19 protein-coding genes are annotated in these 20,572 nt (G+C 60.0%); 10 read left to right on the forward strand and 9 right to left on the reverse strand.

Annotated features, from left to right (window positions below):
* Positions 1-64: 64 nt before the first annotated feature.
* Both ACIPIZ_RS01570 and ACIPIZ_RS01575 read right to left on the reverse strand, forming a co-directional pair.
* Positions 65-427 carry a Rieske (2Fe-2S) protein gene (locus ACIPIZ_RS01570; protein ID WP_401163551.1) on the reverse strand — a complete coding sequence of 121 codons (363 nt, stop codon included), beginning with the start codon at positions 425-427 and terminating at the stop codon, positions 65-67.
* 14 nt (positions 428-441) lie between these two features.
* Positions 442-1,383, reverse strand: a complete 942-nt coding sequence (locus ACIPIZ_RS01575) for a VOC family protein (RefSeq protein ID WP_401163553.1) — start codon at positions 1,381-1,383, stop codon at positions 442-444.
* A 257-nt stretch (positions 1,384-1,640) separates the two neighbouring features.
* Between ACIPIZ_RS01575 and ACIPIZ_RS01580 the strand changes: the two genes are divergently transcribed.
* From ACIPIZ_RS01580 to ACIPIZ_RS01595, 4 genes are all read left to right on the forward strand, one after another.
* Positions 1,641-2,603 (forward strand): LysR family transcriptional regulator, encoded by a 963-nt coding sequence (locus tag ACIPIZ_RS01580; RefSeq protein ID WP_150648083.1) that lies wholly within the window; start codon positions 1,641-1,643, stop codon positions 2,601-2,603.
* A 59-nt stretch (positions 2,604-2,662) separates the two neighbouring features.
* A complete protein-coding gene (locus ACIPIZ_RS01585; RefSeq protein WP_401163556.1) occupies positions 2,663-3,820 on the forward strand; it encodes an alpha/beta hydrolase family protein in 1,158 nt (385 codons plus the stop codon).
* Positions 3,821-4,006: 186 nt separating this feature from the next.
* Positions 4,007-5,356 carry an amidohydrolase family protein gene (locus ACIPIZ_RS01590; protein ID WP_401163558.1) on the forward strand — a complete coding sequence of 450 codons (1,350 nt, stop codon included), beginning with the start codon at positions 4,007-4,009 and terminating at the stop codon, positions 5,354-5,356.
* A gap of 11 nt (positions 5,357-5,367) precedes the next feature.
* On the forward strand, positions 5,368-5,814 hold the full coding sequence (locus ACIPIZ_RS01595; RefSeq protein ID WP_401163560.1) for a heme-binding protein: 447 nt from the start codon (positions 5,368-5,370) through the stop codon (positions 5,812-5,814).
* On the opposite strand, the gene ACIPIZ_RS01600 is transcribed toward ACIPIZ_RS01595, so the two are convergent.
* Positions 5,799-6,734 carry a LysR family transcriptional regulator gene (locus ACIPIZ_RS01600; RefSeq protein WP_401163562.1) on the reverse strand — a complete coding sequence of 312 codons (936 nt, stop codon included), beginning with the start codon at positions 6,732-6,734 and terminating at the stop codon, positions 5,799-5,801. The genes ACIPIZ_RS01595 and ACIPIZ_RS01600 overlap by 16 nt on opposite strands.
* A 189-nt stretch (positions 6,735-6,923) precedes the next feature.
* Complete coding sequence (locus tag ACIPIZ_RS01605) at positions 6,924-7,172, reverse strand: CsbD family protein (protein WP_401163564.1); 249 nt, start codon at positions 7,170-7,172, stop codon at positions 6,924-6,926.
* A 191-nt stretch (positions 7,173-7,363) separates the two neighbouring features.
* Here ACIPIZ_RS01605 and ACIPIZ_RS01610 point away from each other — a divergent pair, with 191 nt between their 5' ends.
* Complete coding sequence (locus tag ACIPIZ_RS01610) at positions 7,364-8,176, forward strand: DUF1206 domain-containing protein (RefSeq protein ID WP_401163566.1); 813 nt, start codon at positions 7,364-7,366, stop codon at positions 8,174-8,176.
* Positions 8,177-8,253: 77 nt separating this feature from the next.
* Here ACIPIZ_RS01610 and ACIPIZ_RS01615 read toward each other — a convergent pair whose 3' ends face one another.
* From ACIPIZ_RS01615 to ACIPIZ_RS01630, 4 genes are all read right to left on the reverse strand, one after another.
* Positions 8,254-10,656, reverse strand: a complete 2,403-nt coding sequence (locus ACIPIZ_RS01615) for a TonB-dependent receptor (RefSeq protein ID WP_401163568.1) — start codon at positions 10,654-10,656, stop codon at positions 8,254-8,256.
* 67 nt (positions 10,657-10,723) lie between these two features.
* On the reverse strand, positions 10,724-11,674 hold the full coding sequence (locus ACIPIZ_RS01620; protein ID WP_177430982.1) for a FecR domain-containing protein: 951 nt from the start codon (positions 11,672-11,674) through the stop codon (positions 10,724-10,726).
* Positions 11,671-12,180 (reverse strand): sigma-70 family RNA polymerase sigma factor, encoded by a 510-nt coding sequence (locus ACIPIZ_RS01625; RefSeq protein WP_105706534.1) that lies wholly within the window; start codon positions 12,178-12,180, stop codon positions 11,671-11,673. The genes ACIPIZ_RS01620 and ACIPIZ_RS01625 overlap by 4 nt, the downstream gene beginning before the upstream one ends.
* Before the next feature lie 93 nt (positions 12,181-12,273).
* Positions 12,274-13,170 carry a helix-turn-helix domain-containing protein gene (locus ACIPIZ_RS01630; protein WP_401163571.1) on the reverse strand — a complete coding sequence of 299 codons (897 nt, stop codon included), beginning with the start codon at positions 13,168-13,170 and terminating at the stop codon, positions 12,274-12,276.
* Between the two features lie 162 nt (positions 13,171-13,332).
* Between ACIPIZ_RS01630 and ACIPIZ_RS01635 the strand changes: the two genes are divergently transcribed.
* The 5 genes from ACIPIZ_RS01635 (at position 13,333) to ACIPIZ_RS01655 (ending at position 19,717) form a co-directional block, all read left to right on the forward strand.
* The gene (locus tag ACIPIZ_RS01635) at positions 13,333-14,691 is read left to right on the forward strand and encodes a glutamine synthetase family protein (RefSeq protein ID WP_064390134.1); all 1,359 of its coding nucleotides are present in this window, start codon (positions 13,333-13,335) and stop codon (positions 14,689-14,691) included.
* Positions 14,692-14,851: 160 nt separating this feature from the next.
* The gene (locus ACIPIZ_RS01640) at positions 14,852-15,940 is read left to right on the forward strand and encodes a polyamine ABC transporter substrate-binding protein (protein WP_401163573.1); all 1,089 of its coding nucleotides are present in this window, start codon (positions 14,852-14,854) and stop codon (positions 15,938-15,940) included.
* Positions 15,937-17,238, forward strand: a complete 1,302-nt coding sequence (locus ACIPIZ_RS01645; RefSeq protein WP_401163576.1) for an NAD(P)/FAD-dependent oxidoreductase — start codon at positions 15,937-15,939, stop codon at positions 17,236-17,238. Before ACIPIZ_RS01640 ends, ACIPIZ_RS01645 begins: the two co-directional genes overlap by 4 nt.
* Before the next feature lie 252 nt (positions 17,239-17,490).
* Complete coding sequence (locus tag ACIPIZ_RS01650) at positions 17,491-19,146, forward strand: intermembrane transport protein PqiB (protein ID WP_064390137.1); 1,656 nt, start codon at positions 17,491-17,493, stop codon at positions 19,144-19,146.
* Between the two features lie 16 nt (positions 19,147-19,162).
* Positions 19,163-19,717, forward strand: a complete 555-nt coding sequence (locus ACIPIZ_RS01655; RefSeq protein ID WP_064390138.1) for a membrane integrity-associated transporter subunit PqiC — start codon at positions 19,163-19,165, stop codon at positions 19,715-19,717.
* 6 nt (positions 19,718-19,723) lie between these two features.
* Here the strand turns inward: ACIPIZ_RS01655 and xerC are convergent, their stop codons facing one another.
* The gene (gene xerC, locus ACIPIZ_RS01660; RefSeq protein WP_236708317.1) at positions 19,724-20,569 is read right to left on the reverse strand and encodes a tyrosine recombinase XerC; all 846 of its coding nucleotides are present in this window, start codon (positions 20,567-20,569) and stop codon (positions 19,724-19,726) included.
* Positions 20,570-20,572 lie beyond the last annotated feature (3 nt).

Consider the following 20,572-nt stretch of genomic DNA (forward strand, 5'->3'; position numbering starts at 1 on the left):
CAAAGCAGGGATTTGACTAATCGCGAGTAAGGATGCGATGTATCGCCGTACGCGATACCTCGATTTATCCCGGCAACGGCAACCCTTCAGGCATTCGCACCAGCAGCCAGCCCTCCTTCTCGCAGAACGGCAGCGCCTCCAGCGTCTGGCCCAGGCACGGGCCGTAGATGCATTCACCTGTCGCCGGCAGAAATTGCGCACCGTGGGCATAGCAGACGATCAGTTGGCCATCGGCAGACAAGAACTTGTCCTTGCGATACTCCAGGCGCACGTCCAGATGCGGACAACGGTTGCGATAGACCCGCACCTGATGGTCATGACGCAGGGCAAACACGCTGTCGCGGCCCTGCGCCAACGGATCGAATCCGCGCGCCCGGCCCTCCTCCAGTTCGTCCAGCCGACACAGTGGCTGCGCAATAGCGCTCATGATCAGCGCCGGCCTCAACCGAGTTTCGGCGGCGGGCCACCGGGGGCCCATTTTTCTTTGGCGCTGAACAGGAACAGCTGCGAGTTATCCGCCGACAGCGGCGCGCGACGGGCCTCCCAGGCGTCATCGTGCTTGTCCATGTCGGCGTCGTATTCGATGTGGCAACCCAACGGACTGTTGAAATACCAGAACCAGTTGGAGCCAAACAGGTGACGGCCCGGGCCCCAGAAACTGGTCCAGCCTTTTTGCTCGAAACGCGTCCCGGCCAGCAGCACTTCGGTGCCACTGCCCATGTGGAAGGTGAAGTGTTCGCAGCCTTTCATGTGCGGTGGGGTCTGGATCATGAACAGGCAATGGTGATCGTCAGAGCCTGCCGGACGCATGAACGGCCCGGCGCCAATGAAGGTGTCGGTGGTGCGAAAACCCAGGCGCTCGGCGTAAAAAGCTTCGGCTTTCGCCGCATCGGGCACGAAATACACCACGTGCGACAAAGTGCGCGGAACAGCGCCCATATCGAGGGTAATACCCGGCTGGTTAAGCGGCCGCTGTGGCGCATGGCCGGCGGCGTTGGTCAGGTCATCCGGTGCGCTGTAAGGCTTGCGTACAGTGACCTGAAAAGCGATGGCGAAACCCATGTCGTCAACGCTGTGCAGCACGCCGTTTTGATCGCGACGGACAGGGCGGTCACGGGCCAGCTCATCTTCGATGGCATCCAGATCGCTGATCGCAGCGACCCCGTAGACCGTCTCGCGAATCGACGGCGCCGGACCGATCGCCGCCGGCAAATCAGGATCGTCGGCTCGACGGATAATCACCGCGGTGCCATCCAGCGCTTCGAAACGCCCGCCGTTGCTGTCAACGCCGACCGGCGCAAGGCCGTAGTCGCGCAGGCAATCGGTGCAGGCTTGAATGTCATCGACGCCAAAAATCAGGGCATCAAGGCCAATGATGTTCATGGCTTACCACTCCATTGAAATTATGATCCGGTGACTGCCGCCATGGACGCCTTGCAGCGCGCCGGGCCTGACTGGAAACCGGTGGTGGTGTCGGCTGCAGGGCCGACTGCGGCGAAGATTGGCGCAAGGGTTGGCAGCTGACTAATCGCGAGTCGGGATGCGACCTATCGGCAAACGCGATACCTGCGACGAAGGTTGACGTGCCGATGGATTCGTTCGAATGTATTGCGAAAATAAATACAAAAACGGACCTGCCCATGCGTTTCAACCATCTGGATCTGAACCTGCTGGTCGCGCTCGATGTATTGCTCGAAGAGCAGAACATCACCCGCGCCGCTGAACGCCTGCACATGACCCAATCCGCCACCAGCGGCGTGCTCGCGCGATTGCGCACCTACTTTGAGGATGAGCTGCTGGTCCAGGTGGGCCGCAAGATGCAGCCCACGCCCTATGCCACGGAACTGGCCAGACCGGTGCGTGAAGTGCTGCTGACGATCCAGTCCTCAATCACCGCCAAACCGGTGTTCGACCCGACCACCAGCAAGCGCCATTTTCGCTTGGTGACCTCGGACTATCTGATCAGCGTGCTGTTCGCCCAGGTGATCCAGAACATTCACCAGGAAGCGCCCAACATCACCTTCGAAATGCTTGGCCCCAGCGACAATTCCGGCGAGTTGCTGGTGCGTGGCGAGGTCGATCTGATGATTGTTCCCGAGCGCTACATCATCGAAGGCCACCCTTCGCGCCTGCTGTTCGAGGAAGAACATGTGTGCGTGGTGTGGCAAGGCAATACCCAAGTCGGCGACAGCCTGACCCTTGAGCAGTACATGGAGATGGGCCATGTCTCGGTGGGCTTTGGCCGTACCCGGCACATGAGCATCGAAGAATGGTTCATGAATCAATACGGCTTCAATCGGCGCATTGAAGTGATCACCAGCGACTTCAATACCCTGCCGCAACTGATTGTCGGCACGCAGCGCATCGCCACGATGCACCAGCGCCTGGCGAACCTCTACGCGCACTATCTGCCGCTGCGTATCCTGCCGCCGCCGGTGAAAATCCCGGTCATGCGCGAGTACATGTTGTGGCACCGCAGCGTTGACGGTGACCCGATGCACCGCTGGCTGCGCGAACGCATCAGCGAATCCATCCAGCATCTGCAACATGTGCCCATCGTATCTCGCGATACCTCGTATCCGCCGTCACGATTGGCCAATTAGTCGGGTGATCCTTAACGTGCCTTGGGAATGCCAAGGCAACCATAAGGACAACAATAATCATGTTTCGCTATTTCCCGACCAACTACGTTTGGAATCTCTCTGTCGACCTGGCCATTGAAATGGGCGCCCGCATGGGTGAAATCGAAGAGATGTGCGCCCCGCTGCAAGAGGCTGCGAAACAGCCAGACGCGGCCGGCACCCGTGCCTTTCGCGAAACCTGGGCGAAAATGGCCGACAAGCTCTGCGGTCTGGCCGAAGAAGACGAAGGCAACGGCCGGATGCTCTCGGCTGGCGAAAAATACAACCGCGCCGCCACCTATTATTTGACCTGCGAGCGCCTGCAAGCCCACGGCGCACCGGGGCGTACCGAGCTGTATCAGCGTTTTCTGCAGACCTTCAAGCGCGGCATCGAACTGTCGCGTGAAAACTGCGAACGGGTGGAAATTCCGTACGAAGGCAAACATCTTTCCGGATTGCTGGTGCGCGCCGAAGGCGTCGAGGGGCCGGCACCGATACTGGTGCAGGTCAACGGTCTGGACTCGACCAAAGAAATGAAATACCGCGTGGGCCTGCCAGCCTGGCTGGCGAAACGCGGCATCTCTTCGCTGATCATCGACCAGCCCGGCACCGGCGAAGCGCTGCGCCTGCATGGCCTGACTGCACGATTCGACAGTGAACATTGGGCCAGTCGCGTGGTGGATTGGCTGGAAACCCGAAGCGACGTTGATGCCAAACGTATCGGCCTCGAAGGTGTCTCGTTGGGCGGTTATTACTGCCCGCGCGCGGTTGCCTTCGAACCACGCTTCGCCTGCGGCGTCGTATGGGGCGCCAACCATGACTGGCGTGATGTGCAAAAGCGTCGACTGGAAAAAGAAGGCAGCTTCCCGGTGCCGCACTACTGGGCGCATGTCTGCTGGGTGTGGGGCGCCAAGGACGTCGAAGAGTTCATGACCATCGCCGAAAACGTCCACCTCGACGGCGTGCTCGACCGCATCAAAGTGCCCTTCCTCGTGACCCATGGTGAGCAGGATTCGCAGATTCCGTTGAAGTGGGCGCATCGCACCTACGAGCAACTGGTCAACAGCCCTAAATGTGAACTGAAAATCTTCACCGAACGTGAAGGTGGTGTGCAGCATTCGAGCTTCGACAACAGCATCAATGCCGGGCATTACATTGCCGACTGGATCGCCGAAACCTTGGGCGGCCGTACCGCTTGATCCACTGAAAAAACACGCCATGAAAAACGCCGGACAATCTCGCGATTGTCCGGCGTTTTAGTTGATGGCTTCAGCCCGGCGCAGCTATTGACGCGATCAATGCGCAGCCATCGATGCAATCTGCTGGTGGCCCCCTCGCCTGCTCTCTAGCCTCTCTTTGCATAACAATCACATAGCGAAGACGCCATGACTGCCCTGCACCTGAAATGCCAGACCCTGTTTGACGGCACCGGACTGCAAACCCGCCAACAACAGACATTGATCGTCGAAAACGGCTTGCTCAGTTACGTCGGGCCCACCGCGTTGGCACCTGCTCCCAAGCCAGGCGATACCCAGCTGGATGCCGGTGATGATTTCGTCATGCCGGGGCTGGTGGATGTGCACACCCATCTGGCCTTCGGCAACGCTCAAAGCGAAGAAGACATTGATCTATGGACCAGTGACGAGTTTCGCGCATTGCGCGGGATGTTCTTCGCGCAACACGTGCTGGCCGCCGGCGTGACCAGCATGGTCTGCCCCGGCGACAGTGGCCAGCTCAGCATTGCGGTGCGCAATGCGGTGACCGCAGGTTTATTTGAAGGGCCGAGGATCGCAGCCAGCAGCCGCGTCATCACCAATCGGCAGAGTCTCAATGACTGGTTCCCGAGTCGGGTGGGCGCCCCGGAATACTTCACCGCGCAGTTGGTCACCAGCCGTAGCGACGCCCTCGCGGAGATCCGCAAGCAGGCCAAGGACGGCGTCGACCTGATCAAGATCGCCATGGACGGCACGCATCGTCGTCCCAATGGCGAAATCATTGCGGCCTTTACCGCCGACGAAACCTTCGAAATGGTCGAGGAAGCGCATCGTCTGGGCTGCAAGGTCGCCACCCATGCGTACGGACGCGAAGCTGTGATGTACGCGGCGCGCGCGGGAGTTGATCTGGTCTTTCATGCCTTTTACATGGACGACGCCTGCATCGAAGCGCTGCTTGAGGCCGGCAGCATCCTTGCCCCGACCATGACGTTCCCGCAGAACACCGTGGATTTCTGCCAGCCCCATGACCCTGCGATCAGCACCGGTTATGCCGGTTATTGTGCTCGCACACTGGAGGTCGGCTCGGCGGTCCTCAAACGCGCCAAAGCGGCCGGCGTACCCTTTGCCTGCGGCAGTGACAGCGGCTTTGCGGTGACGCCTTACGGAGAGTGGCATGCTCGTGAACTGGAGTTGCTGGTGACTCGGCTTGGATTCACCCCGGCCGAAGCGTTATACGCCGCGACCGCTGTCGGCGCGCGCTGCATGCCGCGCGGCGAAACCCTCGGCACGCTGGAAGTGGGCAAGCAGGCGGATTTTCTGCTGCTCGACGGTTCACCGCTAGACGACATTCGCATTCTTCAGGATCGTTCGCGCCTCAAAGCGGTGTACAAGGCCGGCCAACCGGTACGCATGGATCGCAGCCCCTACAACCCCAAGCAAGTGTCCGATTTCAATTCGCTGAAATGGACCGATCTTTACACCCGCGACCGCGTGGCCCAACTGGGCAAATGGGCCGTATGAGGACAGAGGCCATGCAACGACTTGATCTACTGACTGCGACGGACATAGCGAGCGATGCCATCCGCATCGCTCGGGAAACCGGAATCAAGCCTCTGGGCGTCGCTGTGCTGGATGCCGCCGGCCATCCATTGGCGGTTTTGCGCGACGAACACGCCACTTTCCTGCGCCCGCAAATCGCCACCGGCAAGGCACGCGGTTGCCTGGGCATGGGTTTTGGTGGGCGCGAACTGGCGCGACGCGCGCAGGCCATGCCGGCGTTTTTCGACGCGATCAACAGTTTGACCGGCGGCGAGGTGATTCCCGTAGCGGGCGGCGTGCTGATTCGTAATGCCGAGGGCATGGTGCTCGGGGCCATCGGCATCAGTGGCGATACCTCGGACAACGACGAACGCTGCGCATTGCTGGCCATCGCCAAGGCCGGATTAATGGCCGACAACGGCGATCAACCAGAGGGCTGATCGAGCAACGCGGCCTGTTCCAGAAGCAGGCCGCGAAACCACTGCATGACCGGGTCATGTTCTTGATAGGGATGCCATTGCAAGACTTGAACGGCCTCGGGAAAAGCCAACGGCGCCGGGTGGACGCGTAATGGATAGCACTGGGCGAAGCGTTGCGCCTGTCGTCGAAACACCGTGGCAATGCGTGCGGTACCGACAATGAATTGCGGCATTAGTACAAAGCTTTCCACGGTCACCGCCACTTGCCGCTCAATGCCGAGTTCATGCAGGTGCATGGCATCCATCGCCAGGTTGTGCCCGTCGGCAAACTCGCGCACCACATGCGCCGCGGTGCGATAGTCGGCCATGCTCAGTTGCTCGCTAAACTCTGGCTGCTGGGCGCAGACGATACAACAGAGCTGGTCCGTCATGAGCGGCACATAGGGATAGGCCGGGTTCAACCGTCGCTGCGGCACGACCACACAATCGCTGCGCCGATAATCCAGCGCTTCGCTGACGACATCACCGTCGCGTGGCACCGGCATGTCGCGCAGGCTCAAGCGACTATTCGGAGCGACACGCGCCAAAACACGGCTGACAGCCGGAAGCAGCACGTCGGCGACATAGTCGGAGGCTACAAGAGTGATATGCCGGTCGCAGTTCGCCGGATCAAAATTCAGCGGCGCGTCGACGACTTCCCGTGTCAGCGCCAACGCTGCACGCACTTTTGGCAGCAACGCCAGACCCAGCGCTGTGGGTTCCAGGCGGCGCCCAACTTGTACCAGTAGCGGGTCGTTGAAATGTTCACGCAATCGGCCCAGTGCCGAGCTGGCAGCTGACTGCCCCAGGCACAGACGCTCGGCCGCCCGGCTGACGCTGCATTCGCTCAGCAAAGCTTCCAGCGCAACCAATAGATTAAGGTCGAGGCGTCGATATCGCATGTCGGTTCCGCTGATGGGCGTGGGTCAGGTATTTGCCCGGAATGGCGGGCATGGTCCACACCTCAATCATGACCTTAACCAGCGGCTTACCGATGTACCAATCGCCTGTATCGCTGGCAGGTATCGTCAACAACGATACCAGGCACCAGCGAGGCGTGACTCAGGTTGGGAACTCCCTGCACCCTTGGCTCAGCGGCGCAGCAGTCGATTGACCAAGAGCAGGACGGCCGCGCCAATGGCGAGTGCGGCGACGGGTTTCTCTTTAACGAACGTTGAAACGCTGTCGAGTGTATCGCCGTAGGTTTTGGTCAGTTGGCCAGCCGCCTGACGACCAACACCTTCAGCCAGCATTGCCGAGTCCCCCATCAGTCTACCGACTGCGCTCTGCGCCTTGCCGGCCAGCTTTTCTGCTACACCTTCTACCTGTTCGCTCTTCATGATTGATCAACCCTGCGTGCATGAGTGGGGAATGCCGACAGCCCTAACCGCGTGGCTGGCAGCACGACATTAGGGGCGCACGCCGGATGATTAGTTCAAAGATGATGCGGCCCGACAGTTTTCCCCTTTGGCAATAGAACCCCTCCAAGTGAGAAGGGTCTGCTCTTGAATCACTCTCGAGAATCCATCCAATGTCCGCGCAACGCAGCCTTGTCATACTCGCCCGGGGAGGCTACGCCGCTCGAGGTGTGCTTTACCTGATCATCGGTATCTTCGCGTTGCTGGCAGCCCATGATTCGACCAAACCCAAGGACAGCCACAGGAGCCTCGAGGCCTTGCTGGCTCAGCCGTTCGGCTATTTTCTCGTTGGGATTGTCGTAGCCGGCCTGCTCGCTTTTGCCGCCTGGCGTTTCCTGCAAGCGACCCGCGATGTCGACCATCACGGCAAAAACCTCAAGGGTTTGGTGATTCGCGCCGGTCTGTTCGCCGGCGGTCTGGTCAACGGTGCGCTGGCATTCTTTGCATTGGGCCTGCTGATCAGCGGCATTAAAAGCTCGGGCGATTCCGGCGGCCAGACCAAGGACTGGCTGGCGCATTTTTTGTCTTGGGAAGACTCGAACTTATTGGTGTACCTGATCGCGCTCATTCCGCTGGGTGTTGGAATCGCTCACATCATCAAAGGCTGGAAGGCGTCATTCGAGCAATATTTCGAGGCCGACGAAGACGTCATGCGTTACGTCCGCCCGGTATCGCGGTTCGGTCTGATCGCCCGTGGCGTGGTGTTTATCGAAATTGCCGTGCTGCTGGCCATCAGCGGTTCCGCTTATAAAGCCATGGACCCACCGGGTATGAAGGAAGCCCTCGACGCCCTGCAGAACCTGCCAGCGGGATGGCTGATTCTAATGGTGATGGCCGCGGGGCTGATTGCCTTCTCGGTTTACAGTTTCTCTGAAGCGTTCTGGCGCAAGATCAATATGGATGTGCCGGGCGTCTCAAGGCACTAGAGCGCTGCGCCCTCTGTCGACGCTTGTCCAGCCCGGCGGGAGTGTGACTGCCCACGCTCGATGAGCAGTGCATTCAGTCAGAAATCCACCGTGGCCGACAGCAGATAAGTCCTCGGTGTCGACAACGTCAACCCCGGCTCACTGTCATCCGAGGCCCCGGCCGAACTCCAATAACGCTTGTCCAGCACATTCTCGATATTGCCACGCAAGGTGATGGTCTTGTCGTCAACCTTGAACGCATAGCGCGTGCCCACATCGAAGCGTTCCCACGAGTCGATCTCCTTGTCGTTGGACTGATCCAGATACTGCGAACTCGAATAGATGCCACGGGTTGTCAGCGTCAGCCCCTGCACCGTCGGCACGTCCCACTCGGCGCCAAGATTGACATTGTATTTCGGCGTCGCCGGCGCCCGGTTGCCGTCGAAGGTGCCATTCGTGGTCTTGGTCAATTCGCTGTCGATGTACATCACGCCACCGAGCAAACGGAAGCCTTTAAGCGGTTCGCCGAACACGCTCAACTCCACGCCGTCGTTCTGTCGCTTGCCGTTGGGTCCGAAGACTCGGGTCGTTGCGTTGGTTTCATAAGCGGGCTGTTTGATCCTGAACACCGCTGCCGTCAATGCATACGAGCCGGCATCGTACTTGGCACCGACTTCAACCTGACGGCTGATAAATGGCGGGAAGATCTCATCCTCGTTCACTGATGTCGAAGGCGCGATCTTGCCCTGACTCAAACCTTCCATGTAGTTGGCGTACAACGACAGTTTGTCGGTCGCCTTGAACAGAATGCCGCCCGATGGCGAAACCTTTTCCTCGTCGTAAGCCGTGTCGCCTTTAACGTCATCGCTCCAGTCATCAACTTTCACCCGCTGCCAGCGCGCACCGAGGGTCAGCAGCAAGCGATCATCGAAAAAGCCCAGGGTGTCGGACAACGCCACGCCGCTGAAGCGGTTTTCGGTGTAGACCTTGGCGTCATTGCGTGTCGGCGTGCCGGGTTTCGCCGTTTCCACCGGGTCATACAGGTTGCTGCGCCCAGCCGCGTAACGTGCGCCGCCGTTCTCGAAATCCATGTAGAAGTAGCTGGACGCCAGATTGACCTCGTGACTCACCGGCCCGGTGTGGAACCAGTTGCGCACGCCCGCCGTGGCCGTGCGCACGTTTTCGTCGCGGGTGAAGTCGCGTGGCAGAACGCTGAAATCACCGGCGTCGTTGGTCACGGAAACGGCGTGGCGCAAGAAGTCATGATTACTTTTGCGCGCACCGACGCCGCCGTACAGCATCACCGAATCATTGACGTCGAACTCAGCGTTGAGCGTGCCGAAGGTGTCCTCGGTTTTCGCCTGGCTCCAAGGTTGCGCGTAGTTGCGATGCACGCTGTTCGCGCTCGGCACCTTGGCATTGGCCGCGACCTGCACGCGCTCCTGCGGTGCGTCGGTGTCGCGTTCGGTGTGGCCGATATCGGTCGAAAGGCGCAGGCGTTCACCGCGAAAATCCAGGCCTAGAACGGCCATGTCACGGTCGACACTTTGATGATCCCACTCGGTGTCGCCGGATTGTTTGACGCCGTTGAAACGCAGGCCAAATTGATTGTCCTCGCCGAACCGCCGTCCGACATCCACCGCGCCGCCGACCTGATTGTTCGAGGCGTAATTGGCCGTCAGTGAGGTGATCGGTTTGTCGGAGGCACGCTTGGGCACCACGTTGATCCCGCCACCGACACTGCCCCGTGGCGAAATCCCGTTGATGAGTTGGCTCGGGCCTTTGAGGATGTCGACGCGATCGGCCATTTCCATGTCGATCGTGTAAGTGGGCAGCACGCCATAGAGCCCGTTATAGGCGACGTCGCTGTTGAACAGGCTGAAACCACGGATGGTGAACTGCTCGTAGCGGCCACCGGCCGGGTTGGTCGCGCGCACCGACGGATCGCTGGCAATCAGATCGCCCAAGGTGCGCGCCTGCTGATTCTTCACCGCCTCGCTGGTGTAGGTGGTCATGCTGAACGGGGTTTCCATGAAATCTTTCGACCCCAGCAAACCCTGCGAGCCACGGCGCGCGACCTGACCGCCGGCAAACACATCAGCATCACTGGAACCGGTGGCACCAAGAATCGACGTCGGCGCCAGTTGCAGGCTGCTGCCCTCGGCGACTGGAATCAGTGTGTAGGCCTGATCGCCCAGCGGTTGCAGTTGCAGACCGGAACCCAGCAACAAGCGAGCAAACCCCTCCTCCACAGCGAATTCGCCGGACAAGCCGTTGCTGTTGCGGCCACTCACCAGCGCCGGATCGACCGACAGATTGACCCCGGCCAACCCGGCAAAGCGGGTCAGTGCTGCACTCAAACTACCGGCCGGCACCTGGTAACTGCGCCGAGCGGCGTCTTCGGCCCAACTGGACTGGATCAACACAGGGCTGGCACTCAGGCTCAGCAGGAGGCTCAATTGCAACAACGGACGCAAACGACTTGGGAATACTGCGGGCATTGGAAGAAGCTCTCGATTTTGTTCACTTACCTGCAATGACCGGTGAGGCGAAAAAAAGGGACAGGCTTCAGACGATATTTTTTCGCGGCGTCAGCGTGACCCAGAAACGCGTGCGCGAATGCACCTCCAACGGCAGGCTCGCCGCCAGCAGGGCCAGGACTTTATCGGTGTCGTCGAGACGGAAACTGCCGGTGACACGCAGACCTTCCAGTGCCGGCTCCCAGCGCAAAAGGCCCGAGCGATAACGGCTCAACTCGCGCAGGAAATCCCCCAACGGCTGGTTTTGCGCCATTAACACACCGTCACGCCAACCCGGCATTTTGGCGTCGAACAGCGCGATCGGTGCGGCGCCGGAGGCCTGCAAATTGACCTGTTGCCCGGCGTTCAACTGCAGCGCCGGCCCGTGCAAGGGCTGCAATTGCACCGAGCCGCTGACCACCGAAACATCGCAATCACGCTCGTTGAGGCGCACACAGATTTCGCTGCGGCTGACGATGATCCGACCGTACGCCGCGTTGACCGTCAATGCCGTGCTACCCGGAACGTTGAGCGCCATTTCGCCGCGCACCAAGGTCAACTGACGGCTGGCCAGATCGACGTTTACCGCACTGGCGGTGTTCAGTTGCAAGGTGCTGCCGTCGGCCAACCGTGTTCGGGTGTGCTCGCCAGTGGCGGTCTGTAAATCGGCGCGCCAAACGTCGAGCGGCAACTGGCGACTGATCAACCACGCCGCAGGCACCAACGCCGCCAGACCCAGCGCTCGTTTCAGTGCCGCACGCCGCGCCAGATCCGGGCGATCGAGTGTGGCCATGGCCAATTCTGTCGGCAGACTGGAAAAGCGCTGGCGCAGCAATTGAATCTTCTGCCAGGCGTTTTCATGGCGGCTATCGCTGTCGCGCCAGTGCTTCAGCCGCACGTGATCGTCATCGGTAGCATCACCGGATTCCAGTAACGCCAGCCATTGCGCAGCGGCACGTGCAACATCGCGCGCTTGTAGGTTGGGCGCTATTCGCATCATAGATCCAACATCAAGCAATGCTCGTAAGCCGTTGACATATAACGTTTTATAGTTCGTTCAGAGACTTGTAGACGCTCGGCGATTTCACGGTAACCGAGGCCTTCCAGCTGACTCCAGAGAAATGCCCGCCGCACTGGCCGAGGCAAGCCATCGAGCAATTCATCCAGCGCTTGCAGGGTTTCCAGCAGCACCCACCGTTGCTCGGGCGACGGCACGCATTCTTCGGGCAATTGCGCGAGGGCTTCGAGATAGGCTTTTTCCAGGCTGCGGCGCGTGTAGAAATTGCTCAGCAGGCGTTTGCCCACGGTCAGCAAGTACGCGCGCGGCTCGCGCATATCGGCAATCGGCTGAGCGCTGCACAGCACGCGCAGGAAGGTGTCCTGACTCAAGTCCGCCGCATCCCACGCATTGCCCATGCGACGCCGCAGCCAGGTTTCCAGCCAGCCTCGGTGATCGCGATACAGTTCGTGCAGGTGCTGCGGCGATGGCGTGGCTGCTTCAGTCATCTCAAGAGTCCTGCGCGAAGTCAGTTTCAAATGAGAGTGATTCTATTTAACTTGCGCGCCGACACAAAGCCTTTTTATCCACGACGGCATTCATCAGCGCTTCAAGGTCTCGCTCGGCAACTCCTTGAACAACGCCCGGTAACTGCTGGAAAACCTTCCCAAATGCCAGAACGACCAGTGCATGGCGACCTCCGCCACGGTGGTCTCCGTCGGCCGGCGTTTGAGCAATTCGCGGTGTGCACTGTTCAACCGACGCAAGCGCAGCCAGTGACTCGGGGTCATCCCGGTGTAGGCCTTGAACGCTTGTTGCAATTGCCGCAAAGGTACCCCTGCCACGTGCGACAGTTCGAGCAGATTGAGGGTGTCTTCCGGCGAATCCGCCGCCCACTCCCCGACCCGTTTCATGATCATTCGTTCTTCGCTACGTTTCTGTAACCCGCCGCGATCAAGGCTGGCATGAGCGTTGTCGAGGATGAACAAACAGTCTTCGAGCAGTTGCTTTGTCAGCGAATCTTTATCAAGCGGATCAACAGCTTGCGACAACTTCGTGAGAATCGAGCTTAACCAGCGACTGAACAGGGCATTCTGTCCGCAATTGAGTTGCGTCATGAACAACCCTTCGAGTTTCGCCACATCCAGACCGTGCTGACGGACAAACTCCGGACCGAACACCACGGCGATTTCCTGATAGTTCTCCGGGGTAATCCAGATGTTGCGGCTCTCTTCATTGAGCAGGTACAGCGCGTTGTCACTGCGATCAAAACAGAACGCCAAAGCACCCGACGGCGCACTGAAATTCTGCTCGACCCGGGTGTTCATCTGCTCTTCGTAGACCTCGACGCCCTGCAGATCCAGATAGCGGATCTGCCCGGCAAAATGCCCCGGCGACATCTGTTGGTAATGCTGGACCCAGCCCGGTGTAGCACGGACTTGCTCGGCGACATCGGCGGTGTTGAACGCTTGGACTTGTAGCGGATTGCACGTTGTCATGGGGTGACCTTGCGCACTCTTTTGGTGCGCTTTGGTGCTGCTTAAAGTGGATAGATGGAACTGCAAGGCTCGCCCAAGATAGTCGTCAACGCGCCACAGGGGAAGGGGCGGAAGATGAAACCCGCCCTCCCCGGCGTCTATAAAACCAATAACGAGGTCTTTATGAATGCCCCTTTCGATCAGCTGTTCACGTGGCTGAAAGATCACAAGATTACCGAAGTCGAATGTGTGGTCAGTGACCTGACCGGCATTGCCCGCGGCAAGATCGCACCGACCAACAAGTTCCTGCATGAGCGAGGCATGCGCCTGCCGGAAAGTGTGCTGCTGCAAACGGTAACCGGGGATTTTGTCGACGACGACATCTACTACGACCTGCTCGATCCTGCCGACATCGACATGGTCTGCAAGCCAGTGGCTGACGCGGTCTATGTGATTCCGTGGGCGATCGAGCCGACCGCCATCGTCATCCACGACACTTTCGACAAGTTCGGCAATCCGATCGAACTGTCGCCGCGCAACGTGCTGAAGAAAGTCCTGCAGCTGTACACCGACAAGGGCTGGAAGCCGATTGTTGCGCCGGAAATGGAGTTCTACCTGACCCAACGTTGCGAAGACCCGGACTTGCCGCTGAAAGCACCGCTGGGCCGTTCGGGCCGTGCGGAAAGCGGTCGGCAGTCGTTCTCCATCGATGCCGCCAACGAATTCGATCCGCTGTTCGAAGACGTCTACGACTGGTGCGAACTGCAAGGTCTGGATCTCGACACACTGATCCATGAAGACGGCCCGGCGCAGATGGAAATCAATTTCCGTCACGGCGACGCGCTGGATCTGGCCGACCAGATCACCGTATTCAAACGCACCATGCGTGAGGCCGCGCTCAAGCACAACGTCGCTGCGACGTTCATGGCCAAGCCAATCGGCGATGAGCCGGGCAGCGCCATGCACATTCACCAAAGCGTGGTCGACATCGCCACCGGCAAGCCGGTCTTCGCCAATGACGATGGGCAAATGAGCGAGCTGTTCCTGCACTACATCGGCGGTTTGCAGAAGTACATCCCGAAAGTGCTGCCGATGTTCGCGCCGAACGTTAACTCGTTCCGCCGCTTCCTGCCGGACACCTCGGCACCGGTCAACGTCGAATGGGGCGAAGAAAACCGCACCGTCGGCCTGCGTGTGCCGACCTCCAGCCCTGAAGCCATGCGCGTCGAGAACCGTCTGCCGGGGGCCGACGCCAACCCGTATCTGGCGATTGCCGCCAGTTTGCTCTGCGGTTACATCGGCATGGTCGAAGGCATCGCGCCAAGCGCCGCCGTACAAGGCCGCGCCTACGAACGCCGCAACCTGCGCCTGCCGATCACCATCGAAGAAGCGCTGACGCAAATGGAAGAGTGCGAAACCGTCGCGCAATACCTTGGCGACAAGTTCGTGCGTGGCTATGTCGCGGTGAAGCGTGCCGAGCACGAAAACTTCAAGCGCGTGATCAGCTCGTGGGAGCGTGAGTTCCTGATGCTGAGCGTCTAACCCAAATCTGCACAAATCCCTGTGGGAGCGAGCCTGCTCGCGAAGGCGTCAGCACAGTCACCATTGATGTTGCCTGACCCACCGCTTTCGCGAGCAGGCTCGCTCCCACAAGGGATTAGCGAACCACCTGAGAAATCCAATAAATTTAAGAGGTGTCGAAATGCGTCTGTTGAAAACCATGGTTCCCGCCGCTCTGGCCCTGATGTGCAGCATCGGAGCCCAAGCTCAACCCCAGGTCAGCGTCTACAACTGGACCGACTACATCGGCGAAACCACCCTCGCCGACTTCCAGGCCAAAACCGGAATCAAGGTGATCTACGACGTTTTCGACTCCAACGAAACCCTGGAAGGCAAACTGCTCGCCGGTCGCACTGGCTACGACGTGGTGGTGCCGTCCAACCATTTCCTCGCCCGTCAGGTGAAAGCCGGCGCGTTCCTCAAACTGGATCGCGAGCAACTGCCGAACTTCAAGAACCTCGACCCGAAACTGCTCGAACTGCTGCAGAAAAACGATCCGGGCAACGCGCACTCGGTGCCGTACCTGTGGGGCACCAACGGCATCGGCTACAACGTCGACAAGGTCAAGCAAGTGCTGGGCATCGACCACATCGATTCCTGGGCCGTGCTGTTCGAGCCTGAGAACCTGAAAAAGCTCAGCCAGTGCGGCGTGTCGATGATGGACTCCGCTGACGAAGTCTTTCCCGCCGTGCTCAATTACATGGGCATGGACCCGCGCAGCGAGAACCCGGAAGACTTCAAGAAAGCCGAAGCCAAACTGCTGAGCATCCGTCCGTACATCACCTACTTCCACTCGTCGAAATACGTGTCGGATCTGGCCAACGGCGATATCTGCGTCGCCTTCGGTTACTCCGGCGACGTGTTCCAGGCCGCCAACCGCGCCAAGGAAGCCAAGAACGGCGTGAACATCGCTTACGCCATTCCGAAAGAAGGCGCCAACCTCTGGTTCGATCTGTTGGCCATCCCCGCTGACGCCAGCAACACCAAAGAAGCCCACGCCTTCATTAATTACCTGCTCGATCCACAAGTGATCGCCAAGGTCAGCGCGTCCGTCGGTTACGCCAACCCGAACCCGGCCGCCAAGCAGTACATGGATCAGGATTTGGTCAACAATCATGAGGTTTACCCGCCTCAAGAAGTCCTCGACAAGCTCTACATCTCTACTACCCCGCCCCAAGCGATCATGCGTCTGATGACCCGGTCCTGGAGCAAAGTGAAGTCGAACAAATGAATCAGTACACCCAGGAACATGCCCGTTCGTATTACGCAGCGTCAGCGCGGGCGACCACACCGTATCCAACGCTGGACGGTGATCTGACTGCCGATGTCTGCGTGATCGGCGGCGGGTTCACCGGGGTCAACACCGCCATCGAACTGGCTCAGCGCGGGCTCTCGGTGATTTTGCTCGAGGCGCGGCGCATCGGCTGGGGCGCCAGCGGCCGCAATGGCGGGCAGTTGATTCGCGGCATCGGTCATGACGTCGACGGATTCGCCAAGTATGTCGGTCAGGAAGGCGTGCGTTACTTGCAGCGCGCCGGCATCGATTCGGTGGAACTGGTGCGCCAGCGCATCGGCGACAACGGCATCGAGTGCGACCTGAGCTGGGGCTTCTGCGATCTGGCGAACACCAAGGCGCAGTTCGATGCTTTCAAGGACGAACGGGTTGACCTCGCTGAACTCGGCTACGCCCACGAAACCCGCCTGATCGGCCCTGAGCAGATTCGCCAGCAAGTGGTGAACTCCGACATTTATGCCGGTGGCCTGGTCGACATGGGCTCCGGCCACCTGCACCCGCTGGATCTGGTGCAAGGCGAGGCGCGTCTGGCGGCAGCGCTGGGCGTGCAGATCTTCGAGCAAAGTCAGGTGTTGGAAATTATCCACGGCGCGACGGTGCAGGTGCGCTGCGCCCATGGCACAGTGCGTGCCGGCAGCCTGGTGCTCGGCTGCAATGCGCATCTGGATGAACTCGAACAACAACTCAGTGGCAAAGTGCTGCCGGCCGGCAGTTACATCATCGCCACCGAACCGTTGTCCGAGGCGCGCGCCGCGCAATTGATTCCGCACAATCTGGCAGTGTGCGACCAGAAAGTCGGCCTCGATTATTACCGGCTCTCGGCCGATCGGCGCTTGTTGTTCGGCGGTGCCTGCCACTATTCCGGTCGCGATCCAGCGGACATCGCCGCCTACATGCGCCCGAAGATGCTCAAGGTGTTCCCGCAACTGGCCGACGTGCGCGTCGATTACCAGTGGGGCGGCAAGATCGGCATCACTGCTAACCGCTTTCCGCAGGTCGGTCGGCTCAAGCAACACCCGAACGTGTTCTACGCACAGGGCTATTCCGGGCATGGCCTGAACGTGACGCACTGGTGCGCGAAACTGCTCGGCGAGGCCATTCACGCCGGACACAGTCAAGGTATGGACGTGTTCAGCGGCGTGCCGCACATGACCTTCCCCGGCGGCACGGCCCTGCGCTCGCCACTGCTGGCACTGGGGATGTTCTGGTATCGGCTGCGGGAAATGCTCGGTTAAACCCCAAATCCCTGTAGGAGCTGCCGCAGGCTGCGATCTTTTGACCTTGTTTGGAACGCAGAGCGTCCCCGGCTGCGTTCCCACGCAGAGCGTGGGAACGATCAATCAAAAGATCGCAGCCTGCGGCAGCTCCTACAGAGGAATCACGGCGCATGCGCTATACACATTTGCTCTATCGCCAAGCACTTCTATATTGATGAGGTGCTTTTGCGTTCCTGACGCTCAGTGCCCAATCAATCGAGGAGGACATGGATGAAGTCGTCAGCCACCGACGAGCCGCGAGCACCTGGCCAGGCCCCAGTCAAAACCCGCCGTTTCGGCATTTCACTTGTATGGATCGTACCGATTGTCGCCGTGCTGGTGGGCATCTCGCTGGTGGTGCACAACATCCTCCAGGAAGGCCCGACCATCGTGGTCACCTTCAAGACCGGCAGCGGGCTGACGGCGAACAAAACCGAGGTCAAGTACCGCAACGTGGTTGTCGGCCAGGTCACGGATGTCGAGTTGAGCGATGACCAGAAAAGCGTCAACGCCACCATCAAGCTGGCCAAACAGGCCGAAACCTTCACCCGTGAAGACTCGCAATTCTGGGTCGTGCGCCCACGGATCGGCGCCGGCGGTGTTTCCGGTATCGACACCCTGCTCTCCGGCGATTACATCGGTGCCGACATCGGCCAGTCCAATGCCCGCGCCAAGCACTTCAAAGGCCTGGAAAACCCGCCCCCCATTACCTACGGCGAACCCGGCAAGCGTTTCATGCTGCATGCTTCGGACCTCGGATCGCTGGACATCGGCTCCCCCGTTTACTACCGCAAGATACCGGTTGGCCAAGTCGTCACTTACGCCTTGGACCCCGACGGCAAAGGCGTCAATATCGAAGTGTTCATCCATGCGCCGAACGATGCCTTCGTCACCGAAAACACGCGTTTCTGGAACGCCAGCGGCATCGACGTCAATGTCGGCGCCAACGGCTTTGCGGTGAAGACCGAGTCGCTCTCGACCCTGCTGGTCGGCGGCATCGCCTTCCGTGCCCCGGAATACAGCCCCAACGACGTCGCAGCAGCCGAAGACAAAGGCTTCGAACTGTTTGCCGAACAGAGCACTGCCCTCGCTCCGCCCAACGGCAAGGCGCAATACTTGAGTCTGCGCTTCGACCAATCCCTGCGCGGCCTGAAAGTTGATGCGCCGGTGGAGTTCCTTGGCATGGAGATCGGCCGGGTGGTCGGGATCAATCTGGATTTCGATGCGAAAAAACGCAGCTTCCCGCTCAACGTCGGCATCGTCATTTACCCGCAGCGCCTGGGCATGGCCTACGGCAAAATGCTCACTGCCTTCAAGCATGACCCCAACGACGAAGCGGCCGGGATTCGTCTGATCGGTACCTTTATCGACAATGGCCTGCGTGCGCAGGCCCGCAGCGGCAATCTGCTGACCGGGCAGCTGTACGTTGCCCTGGACTTCTTCCCGAAAGCCGAGAAAGTCGCGTTCGATCCGACGTTGCGCCCGGTGATGATCCCGACCGTGCCGGGCAGCCTTGAGCAACTGCAGGAAAAACTCGAAGCCGTGGTCGACAAGCTCAACAAGCTGCCAGTCGATCGCATTGCCAGCAACCTCGATAGCAACCTGGTCGAACTGCGCAAAGGCCTGACCCAGTTCAACGCGAAGACCTTGCCAGGCGTGCAAAACACCCTCGCCGACGTCAGCAAAACCCTACAGTCCGCCAGCTCGACCCTGGCCGAAGATTCACCGCAACGCGAAAAGCTCACCGAGACCCTCGACGAACTCGGGCGCATGTCGCGCTCCCTGCGTGAACTCTCGGATTACCTTGGTCGCCATCCGGAATCGCTGATTCGCGGTCGCCCAGACAACGCAGCGCCGCTGGACCTGAAAGGACCGCCACGCAATTGAGCACAGGAGCTTAACCATGGCTGTACCGCTGAAAATCACCGTGCTCGCTGCGTGCTTGTTGCTCGGCGCCTGCCGCAGCGACCCGATCAGCTTTCATACGCTGACGCCGGTGCAACTGGGCAGCGCCCGCCCCGGGGCGCAAATCCCGATTGAAGCCATCACCGTACCGCCGCAGGTCGACCGTGCGCAAATCGTTATCCGCCAGGGCAACAGCGGCCTGGCGATTCTGGAAACCGATTGGTGGGGGGCGACACTGGCGGATGAGTTGCGCGGTGCGTTGGCCGATCAACTGAGCAATACCAGTGGCCAAGGCAACGTTTCGGTGCGCATCGAAGTGCAACGCTTCGACTCGATCCCCGGTCAGTACGGCCTGATCGACGCCAAATGGCGCTTGCGGCCCGTCGGCGCCACTGACAATGGCTTGCTGACCTGCCGTTCGACCCTGCAGACACCGTCCGGCCCGACCATCGATGATCTGGTGGGCGCCCAGCAGCACAACGTCAAACGGCTGGCCGAGCAGATCAGTCGGGCGGCAACCGGCAACGCTCGCACCTGCCCTTCCCCGTCCTGACGGGGCCTACAGATCGAAGCGATCCACCGCCCGCCGCCGCTCGTTGTCATCACGCACATCGTAGTTGGCGGTGGTCTGGATGTTGCTGTGGTGCGCCAGCTTCTGCGCGATCGACAGGTCATGTTCTTCGATCACCCGGGTAATAAACGAACGACGGAAATCGTGGGGCATGATCTTCACCCCGACCTGAGTGCCACGCTGACGGGCAATGTAGTAGATCGCGTGTTTGGTGATGCGCTCACGGGTGATGTGGCTGCCACGGCGGATGCGGTTGAACAGAAAGGTGTCGTCGCGCTCGCCCTCCTTGAGCTGCCCGCGACGAAACTCCAGCCACGCGTCCAGCTTGGCGAACGCCCACTGCGGTGCGTACTTGATCAGTTGCTTGTTGCCCTTGCCGGTGACGGTCAGGCTGCGCTCACTGAAGTCGACCTGATTCAAATCCAGATCCACCGATTCCGATTTGCGCATGCCGGTGCCGTACAACAGCGCAATCACCGCTGCGTCGCGCAGTCCCTGAGGGCGCGGATCGGCGGCGCAGACTTCCATCAGTTCGTGAATCAAGGTGCGCTTCAAATTGCGCCCCTGAGACAAGCGCGTGCCGGCAATGCCTTTGACCGAACGCATCTTCAGCAGATGGTCCTGGCTGATCAGACTCATGCGCCAGGCTTCATTCATCACCCCGCGCACAGCATTGACATACAGCGAAGAGGTGTTCGGCGCATAGCCGTCAGCGCGCAACGCAGCCACCAGCGCCACGACGTCTTCGGGTTGCAATCCGTGCCAGGGGATTTCCTCGATGTCGACGTCTTCGAAACCGAGGCGGTCGGCCGCGTCCTGCAAGACATAACGCATGGT

The sequence above is a fragment of the Pseudomonas sp. NPDC087690 genome, from assembly GCF_044743175.1.
Lineage (GTDB): Bacteria > Pseudomonadota > Gammaproteobacteria > Pseudomonadales > Pseudomonadaceae > Aquipseudomonas.